A 6,488-nucleotide genomic window follows, 5' to 3' on the forward strand; every position below is an offset into this window, starting at 1 on the left:
CGGCGGCGAACAGCGCCGGGGCGCGCCACCACCCGTCGGCAGCGGCGCGCCGGGCGGCGGGGCCCAGGCTGGCCGCGCCGACCACGAGCGTCGTCGCGAACAGCGCGCCCTCCACGCGCTCGTCCAGCAGGACGCCCAGCCCCAGCGCGGGGGCGAGCGCGACGACGAGCGGGATCGCGACGCAGTGGCAGGCGCAGGCGCACGCGACCGCGGCGCCGACGACGTCGAGGCGTCCGCGTGAGGCGGGGGGTGGGGTCGGGGAAGCGGGCATCGCGACAGGCTAGGGCCGCGTGCCCCGCCGGCGCACCACGATCTCACGAGCGGGCGGCGGCGGCCGACGAGTGGCGCGGCGCGGCCGGCGGGTGGCGATGACGCCCGGCGGCCGGCGGGCGCGGCCGTGCGCGGGGGACGGCGCACGCTTCGGTCGCCCGTCCCGACCATCCATCGCCCCGGATCGACCGTTCGTTGGTTTTCGCAGCCGGGTCCGGATGCACGCCGGTAGCCTCCCTGGTACCGATGCCGATCCGCCCGCCCGCTCCCGCCGCGCTCGCCCTGCTCGCGCTTCCCGCCTACACGCCGGCCCCGCTCGTCGCGCAGGCCACGACCGCCGCGTCGGGCGCCATCGTCGGCGTCGCGGTCGACAGCGCGAGCGGCGCCCCGCTCCCCGCGGCGCAGGTGCGCCTGGTGGGGCTGGCGCGCGGCGAGCTGACCCACGACGACGGCGGCTTCGCCTTCGCGGACCTGCGCCCCGGCGCCTACACGGTCGCCGTGCAGCGCCTCGGCTACGCGGCCGCCGAGCGCGCCGTGACGGTCGTCGCCGGCGGGCGCGCCACCCTCCGGATCGCGCTCGGCTCGTCGGCGGCGCGGCTGGCGCAGGTCGTGGTCACGGGCACCATCGGCGAGCGGGCGGCCACCGCCGCGCTGCGCCCGACCGCCGCCGTCAGCGGCGCGGAGCTCGACCGACGCCTCGCCGAGACGGTCGCCGCGACGCTGCAGAACCAGCCGGGCGTGTCGGTCGCCTCGCTCGGCCCGGCGACCGCGCGCCCCGTGATCCGCGGGCTGTCCGGCGACCGCGTGCTGGTGCTGGAGGACGGCGTGCGCCCCGGCGACCTGTCGGCGACGTCGAGCGACCACGCGGTGGCGGTGGACCCGCTCACCGCGCGGCAGCTCGAGGTGGTGCGCGGCCCCAACTCGCTCCTCTACGGCCCCAGCGCGCTGGGCGGCGTGGTGAACGTCGTCCGCGACGAGATCCCGACCTCCCCCACCGAGCACGCGCACGGCGCGCTGACCGCGCAGGGGACGTCGGTGAACCGCGGCGCGACGGCGGGCGGCTTCGTCGCGCTCCCGTTCGGCCACGTCGGCGGCGGCCACCTCGCGCTGCGCGCCGAGGGGAGCGCGCGCACCGGCGGCGACCTGCGCACCCCGCTCGGCACGCTGCGGAACACCGAGCTGCGCACGTACAACGGCTCGGCGAGCCTGGCGCTGGTGGGCGAGCGCGGGCACGCCGGCGTCGCGTACCGCGCCTACGCCAACGACTACGGCATCCCCGGCGGCTTCGTCGGCGCGCACCCGAACGGCGTGGACGTGCGCATGCGCCGCCACACGGTGCGCGCGGAGGGGGAGCGGCGGTGGACCAACGGCGAGGTGCGGCGCGTGCTCGGCGTGCCGCTCACCAGCGTGCGCGCCACCGCGGCGTACACCGACTACGGGCACCGCGAGCTGGAGGCGTCGGGCGCCGTCGGCACGCGCTTCGACCAGCAGCTCGCGCAGGCCGACCTGCTGGTGCGCCACGGCGCCGCGGGCGCGCTGGCGTCGGGCGCCGTCGGCGCGCGGCTGCAGGCGCGCGGCGTCGTCACCGGCGGCTCGCTGCGCACCCCCTCGACCGACGACGTCGGCGCGGCGGCGTTCGTCGTGGAGGAGCTCGCGCTCGGGCGCGTGCGGCTGCAGGGCGGGCTGCGCTACGACTGGGCGCGCTTCGAGCCGCGCGAGGCGGCGGTCGTGCGCGTCGGCGACGAGCGCATCCCGACCGACCCGCGCACCTTCGGCGCCTTCTCCGGCTCGCTCGGCGCGCTGGTGGAGGCGGGGCGCGGCGTGCAGCTCGGCGCGAGCGTCGCGCGCGCCTACCGCACCCCCGACTTCAACGAGCTGTACTCCGACGGCCCGCACCTCGCCGCCTACACGTACGAGGTCGGGAACCCGCGCCTCGGCCGCGAGACGGGGCTCGGCGCCGACGCCTTCGTGCGCGTGACGCGCGGCGCCGTGCGCGGCGAGGTCGCCGCCTTCCGCAACGCGCTGTCCGGCTACGTGTACCCGCGCAACACCGGGCTGCTCGGCCGGCAGGGCGGGCGCCCGCTCTTCCAGTTCACCGGGCGCGACGCCGTGCTGGCGGGCGCCGACGGCACCGTGGAGTGGTCGGTGACGCGCGCGCTGGTGCTGGAGGGGACCGCGTCGTACGTGCGCGGCACGCTGCGGGGCGCGCCCGACTCGCTGCCGGCCGACGAGGGGCTCGGCCTCCCCGCGCGCGCGGGGTCGCGCTTCCTCCCGTTCGTCCCGCCGCTCAACGGGCGCGTCGGCGCGCGCTACGAGCGGCCGCGCTGGTTCGCCGGCGCCGGCGTGCGCGCCGCGGCGCGCCAGGAGCGCCTCGGCGACTACGAGACGGCGACCGCCGGCTACGCCACCGGCGACCTGCAGGCGGGGCTCCGCCTGCTCGTCGGCGCGCGGCTGCACACGCTCACGCTGCGCGTCGACAACCTGCTCGACCAGGAGTACCGCGACCACCTGTCGCGGGTGAAGGAGATCATGCCCGAGGCCGGCCGCAACCTCTCGCTGCTGTACCGCGTGACGTTCTGACCGGCGTGCCACCCCACCGACCGAGGATCCCGATGTCCATGACGTTCCCCCGCCCCGCGTTCCGCCTCGTCCGCACCGCGGCGCTCCTCTCGACGCTCGCGCTGGCCGTGACCGCCTGCGACGACGACGACGACGTGACCGGCGACGACGAGCCGGACATCGAGTCGGTGCGCCTCGTCGTCACGCCGAGCGGCGGGACGCCGACGACCTACACCGTCACCGCGAACGGCGCGACGCCCACGCCGGTGCAGCTCCGCGTCGGCACGTCGACGATCGTCGCCACCCCGCTCGACGCCGGCGGCGCGACGATCGACGAGTCGTCCGAGTTCGAGCTGCGCATGTCGGGGCTCCCGGCCGGCGTCACCTTCACGCAGAGCGGCACCCTCTCGGCCACGATCGCCGCGACCGCCGCCACGACGACCAGCGCCAACGTGTCCGCGATCATGTGGCACCGCAGCGAGGGGCACGACGACTTCACGGCGAACTTCCCGCTGCGCGTCGTGCAGTGAGGCGCCGGCCCGGCGGCGGCCGTCACCGCCGGGCCGTCAGCACGTGCGCGGACGACGGGAAGCGCAGCCGACCGTCCGCCGCCACGTGGCGGGCGAGCCGGCGCTCCGTCTCGGCGGCGATCGCCTCCACCCGTTCGGCGTCGAGCGCGATCCCCGCCGCGGGCAGCCACCCGCGCAGCTCGGACTCGACGAGCGCGCGCACGCCCGGGAAGTCGCTCGGCGCCGTCTGCGTCGTGACCGCCACCTCGCGCGCGCCCGCCGCCGCGAACAGCGCCCCGAGCGCCGCGCGGTCGCCCATCGCGAACGGCGCGCGCAGCGCGTCGGCGGCCGGGGCGCCGGCCACCCCCGCCGTGACGTCGACGAGCGCCGCATAGGCGGGCGTGCGTTCGAGGCGGTCCCACACCGCCACCGCGACGCGCCCGCCGCCGACGAGCACGCGCAGCATCTCGCGCGCGGCGGCGGCCCGGTCGGGGACGAACATCAGCCCGAACTGGCAGAGCACGACGTCGAACGCCGCGTCGCCAAAGGGGAGGCGCTCCGCCGTGCCCTGCCGCCACGCGATCTCCGGCGCGCGCTCGCCCGCCACCGTCAGCATCCCCGGGTCGACGTCGAGCCCCGCCACCGTCCCGCGCGGCCCGACGCGCCGCGCCGCCTCGCGCGTCAGCGCGCCGGTGCCGCAGGCGACGTCGAGCACGCGCTCCCCGGCGGCCAGCCGCGCCGCGTCGGCCACGCGCGGCGCCCACCGCGCGAACTCGGCGGGCACGAGGAGCGCGTCGTAGACGCGCGCGTGGGCGACGCCGTCGGGCGCGGTCGGGTCGGTCACCGGTACGCCGCGGCGTACTCCGCCGACGGGGCGATGTTCTGGATCACGTCCACGAGGACGCCGCCCGGTCCGTCGAGGATGAAGTGCCGCTGGCCGAAGTCCTCGTCCCGGATCGGCAGGAGGACCGGCACGTCGGACGCGCGGAAGCGCTCCCACGCCGCGGCCGCGTCGGCGACCTCGAAGTTGACGAGCACGCCGGCCGCCGGGCGTCCGCGTCCCCCGGGGATCGTCGGGTGGTCCGGCCGCAGGAACGCCAGCTCGGCGTGCGGCGGCTCGGGGTGGCGGAGGCTCACGTACCAGTCGCTGGAGAAGCTGACGGCGAACCCGAAGTGGTGCACGAAGAACTCGCCCGCGGCGGCGACGTCCGGCACCATGAGGACGGGGTAGCTGCTGTCGATGCGCATGCGATGCGGGGTGGTGGGACGCGCCCGGAAGGAGGCGAACGCGGACCGGTCTGGGGCGCGCGTCAGGATGGCGCCGGACGGAGCGCCGCGTCGATTACGTGCGAGGTAGCCGCCGGGGTGGCCGCCGGCGCGCCCGCGTCGCGGGGCGTCAGAGCCGCAGGAGCTGGTCGCGCACCACGCGCGACCGGATCCGGCTCACCGGCAGCTGCTGGCCGTTGCGCAGCGTGACCAGGTAGGTCCCCCCCGGCATCGGGCTGACCTTCAGGATGGCGTCGACGCGGGCCAGCGTGCCGCGCGACAGCCGCACGAACTCCGCCGGGTCGAGCCGCGCCTCGAGGTCCTTGAGGCGGTAGGTGATCGTGTAGCGCTCCCCGCCCGCCGCCGCGGTGTGCAGGTGCAGCAGCTCGCCGTCCGCGACCACCGACGCGAGCTGCTCGACGGGGACGAACACCACGTCGTCGCGGCGCCGCACGGGGATGCGCCGCAGCGGCGCCGGCGGCTGCGCGGCGCCCTCACGCGCGGCCGCCGCCTCGACGGGCGCGCCCTCCTCGGCGCCGGTCGCGCGCCAGTCGGCGCGCTCCAGCCGGTCGTGCGCGCGGGTGAGCGTCTGCCGCAGCCGCGGCGCGTCCACCGGCTTGAGCAGGTAGTCGACCGCGTTCAGCTCGAACGCGCGCACCGCGTACTCGTCGTACGCGGTCACGAACGCGACCAGCGGGAGCACGTCCTTCCGCAGCCAGCGCACGACGCCCAGCCCGTCGAGCTCGGGCATCTGCAGGTCGAGCAGCGCGAGGTCGGGGCGCACGCGCTCGATCAGCTCGACCGCCTCGGCGCCGTCGGCGGCCTCGCCGACGACCTCCACGTCGTCGCAGTCGCGCAGCAGCGCGACCAGGAAGGCGCGCGCCGGGCGCTCGTCGTCGGCGACCACCACGCGCAGCTTCGCGTCGATCTCGCGGTTCGGCATCGGTCGTGTCAGAGGGCCAGCGCCGCGGGGCGGGGCTCGCGGCGCGCGGCCGCGCTGGGCTCCACCGCCGGCAGCCACAGGTCGACCGTGGTCCCCGCGCCGGGGGCGCTGGTGAAGGCGAAGGCGCCCGCCGCGCCGAACTGCCGCTCGATCCGCCGCTCGGCACGCGCGAGGCCGACGACGCGCGCGCGGCGGCGCGCGCGCTCCGCGGGGGCCACGCCGGCGCCGGTGTCGGCGACCGAGAGGTGCAGCCGCTCCTCGCCGCCGGCGTCGCGCTCGACGCGCGCGCGCACCCGCACCTCGCCCCCGGCGCGCCGCGACGAGACGCCGTGCTTCACCGCGTTCTCCACCAGCGGCTGCAGCAGCAGCGGCGGCACGCCGAGCGCGCGCGCCTCCTCGGGGACGTCGACGGCGACGCGCAGCCGCTCCTCGAAGCGCGCCTTCTCGATGGCGAGGTAGGCCTCGATGATCTCCATCTCCTCGCCCAGCGGCACCAGGCTCCCGCCGGGGGGCTTGAGCACCGCGCGCAGCAGCCCGGTCAGGCGCAGCAGCGTGCCGAGCGCGCGGTCGGGCGCCTCCTGCAGCAGGTGGCCGATCGTGGTCAGCGCGTTGAACAGGAAGTGCGGGTTGATCTGCGCCCGGAGCGCGCTCAGCTCGGCCTCGGTGGCCAGCCGGCCGATCTCCTGCTCGCGCGCCTCGCGCTCGTAGCGCTCGTGCGCCACGCGCACCGCGTCGATCCGGCGCGCCGCCAGCACGCCGACCTGTTCCAGGAACTCGAGGTCGTCGGAGAGCAGCCGCCGCCCCGCGCGCAGCGCGCCGACGGCGATCGCGTACGCCGGCCCCTCGGCGGTCGGCACGGGGACGGCGACCGCCTGCTGGCGCGCGTCGGCCCACGCGGGCGCGGCGGGGAGCGCCGACGGCTCGGCCTCCGCCCACCGCAC

The 6,488-nt window shown here is 77.8% G+C and carries 7 protein-coding genes; 2 read left to right on the plus strand and 5 right to left on the minus strand.

The annotated features are described in order from the left end of the window. A partial coding sequence (locus tag PYV61_RS18935) for a MerC family mercury resistance protein (RefSeq protein ID WP_275834513.1) occupies positions 1 to 271 on the minus strand: 271 nt, incomplete at its 3' end. 245 nt (positions 272 to 516) lie between these two features. Here PYV61_RS18935 and PYV61_RS18940 point away from each other — a divergent pair. Both PYV61_RS18940 and PYV61_RS18945 read left to right on the plus strand, forming a co-directional pair. Beyond that, positions 517 to 2,850 carry a TonB-dependent receptor gene (locus PYV61_RS18940; RefSeq protein WP_275834515.1) on the plus strand — a complete coding sequence of 778 codons (2,334 nt, stop codon included), beginning with the start codon at positions 517 to 519 and terminating at the stop codon, positions 2,848 to 2,850. A 32-nt stretch (positions 2,851 to 2,882) separates the two neighbouring features. Then, positions 2,883 to 3,359, plus strand: a complete 477-nt coding sequence (locus tag PYV61_RS18945) for a hypothetical protein (protein ID WP_275834517.1) — start codon at positions 2,883 to 2,885, stop codon at positions 3,357 to 3,359. 22 nt (positions 3,360 to 3,381) lie between these two features. Here PYV61_RS18945 and PYV61_RS18950 read toward each other — a convergent pair whose 3' ends face one another. The 4 genes from PYV61_RS18950 to PYV61_RS18965 form a co-directional block, all read right to left on the minus strand. Next, the gene (locus PYV61_RS18950) at positions 3,382 to 4,182 is read right to left on the minus strand and encodes a methyltransferase domain-containing protein (protein ID WP_275834519.1); all 801 of its coding nucleotides are present in this window, start codon (positions 4,180 to 4,182) and stop codon (positions 3,382 to 3,384) included. After that, positions 4,179 to 4,586, minus strand: a complete 408-nt coding sequence (locus PYV61_RS18955) for a VOC family protein (protein ID WP_275834521.1) — start codon at positions 4,584 to 4,586, stop codon at positions 4,179 to 4,181. Before PYV61_RS18955 ends, PYV61_RS18950 begins: the two co-directional genes overlap by 4 nt. A gap of 148 nt (positions 4,587 to 4,734) precedes the next feature. Further along, positions 4,735 to 5,547, minus strand: a complete 813-nt coding sequence (locus PYV61_RS18960; protein ID WP_275834523.1) for a response regulator — start codon at positions 5,545 to 5,547, stop codon at positions 4,735 to 4,737. Between the two features lie 8 nt (positions 5,548 to 5,555). After that, the coding region (locus PYV61_RS18965; RefSeq protein WP_275834525.1) for a histidine kinase at positions 5,556 to 6,488 on the minus strand (933 nt) is incomplete at its 5' end.

Origin of the sequence: Roseisolibacter sp. H3M3-2, from assembly GCF_029211165.1 — a bacterium.
GTDB lineage: Bacteria > Gemmatimonadota > Gemmatimonadetes > Gemmatimonadales > Gemmatimonadaceae > Roseisolibacter.

Bases quoted from the DNA above. Each gene is read 5' to 3' on its own strand.
- PYV61_RS18945 (WP_275834517.1), top strand. From the start codon at position 2,883: ATGTCCATGACGTTCCCCCGCCCCGCGTTCCGCCTCGTCCGCACCGCG.
- PYV61_RS18940 (WP_275834515.1), top strand. From the start codon at position 517: ATGCCGATCCGCCCGCCCGCTCCCGCCGCGCTCGCCCTGCTCGCGCTT.
- PYV61_RS18955 (WP_275834521.1), bottom strand. From the start codon at position 4,586: ATGCGCATCGACAGCAGCTACCCCGTCCTCATGGTGCCGGACGTCGCC.
- PYV61_RS18960 (WP_275834523.1), bottom strand. From the start codon at position 5,547: ATGCCGAACCGCGAGATCGACGCGAAGCTGCGCGTGGTGGTCGCCGAC.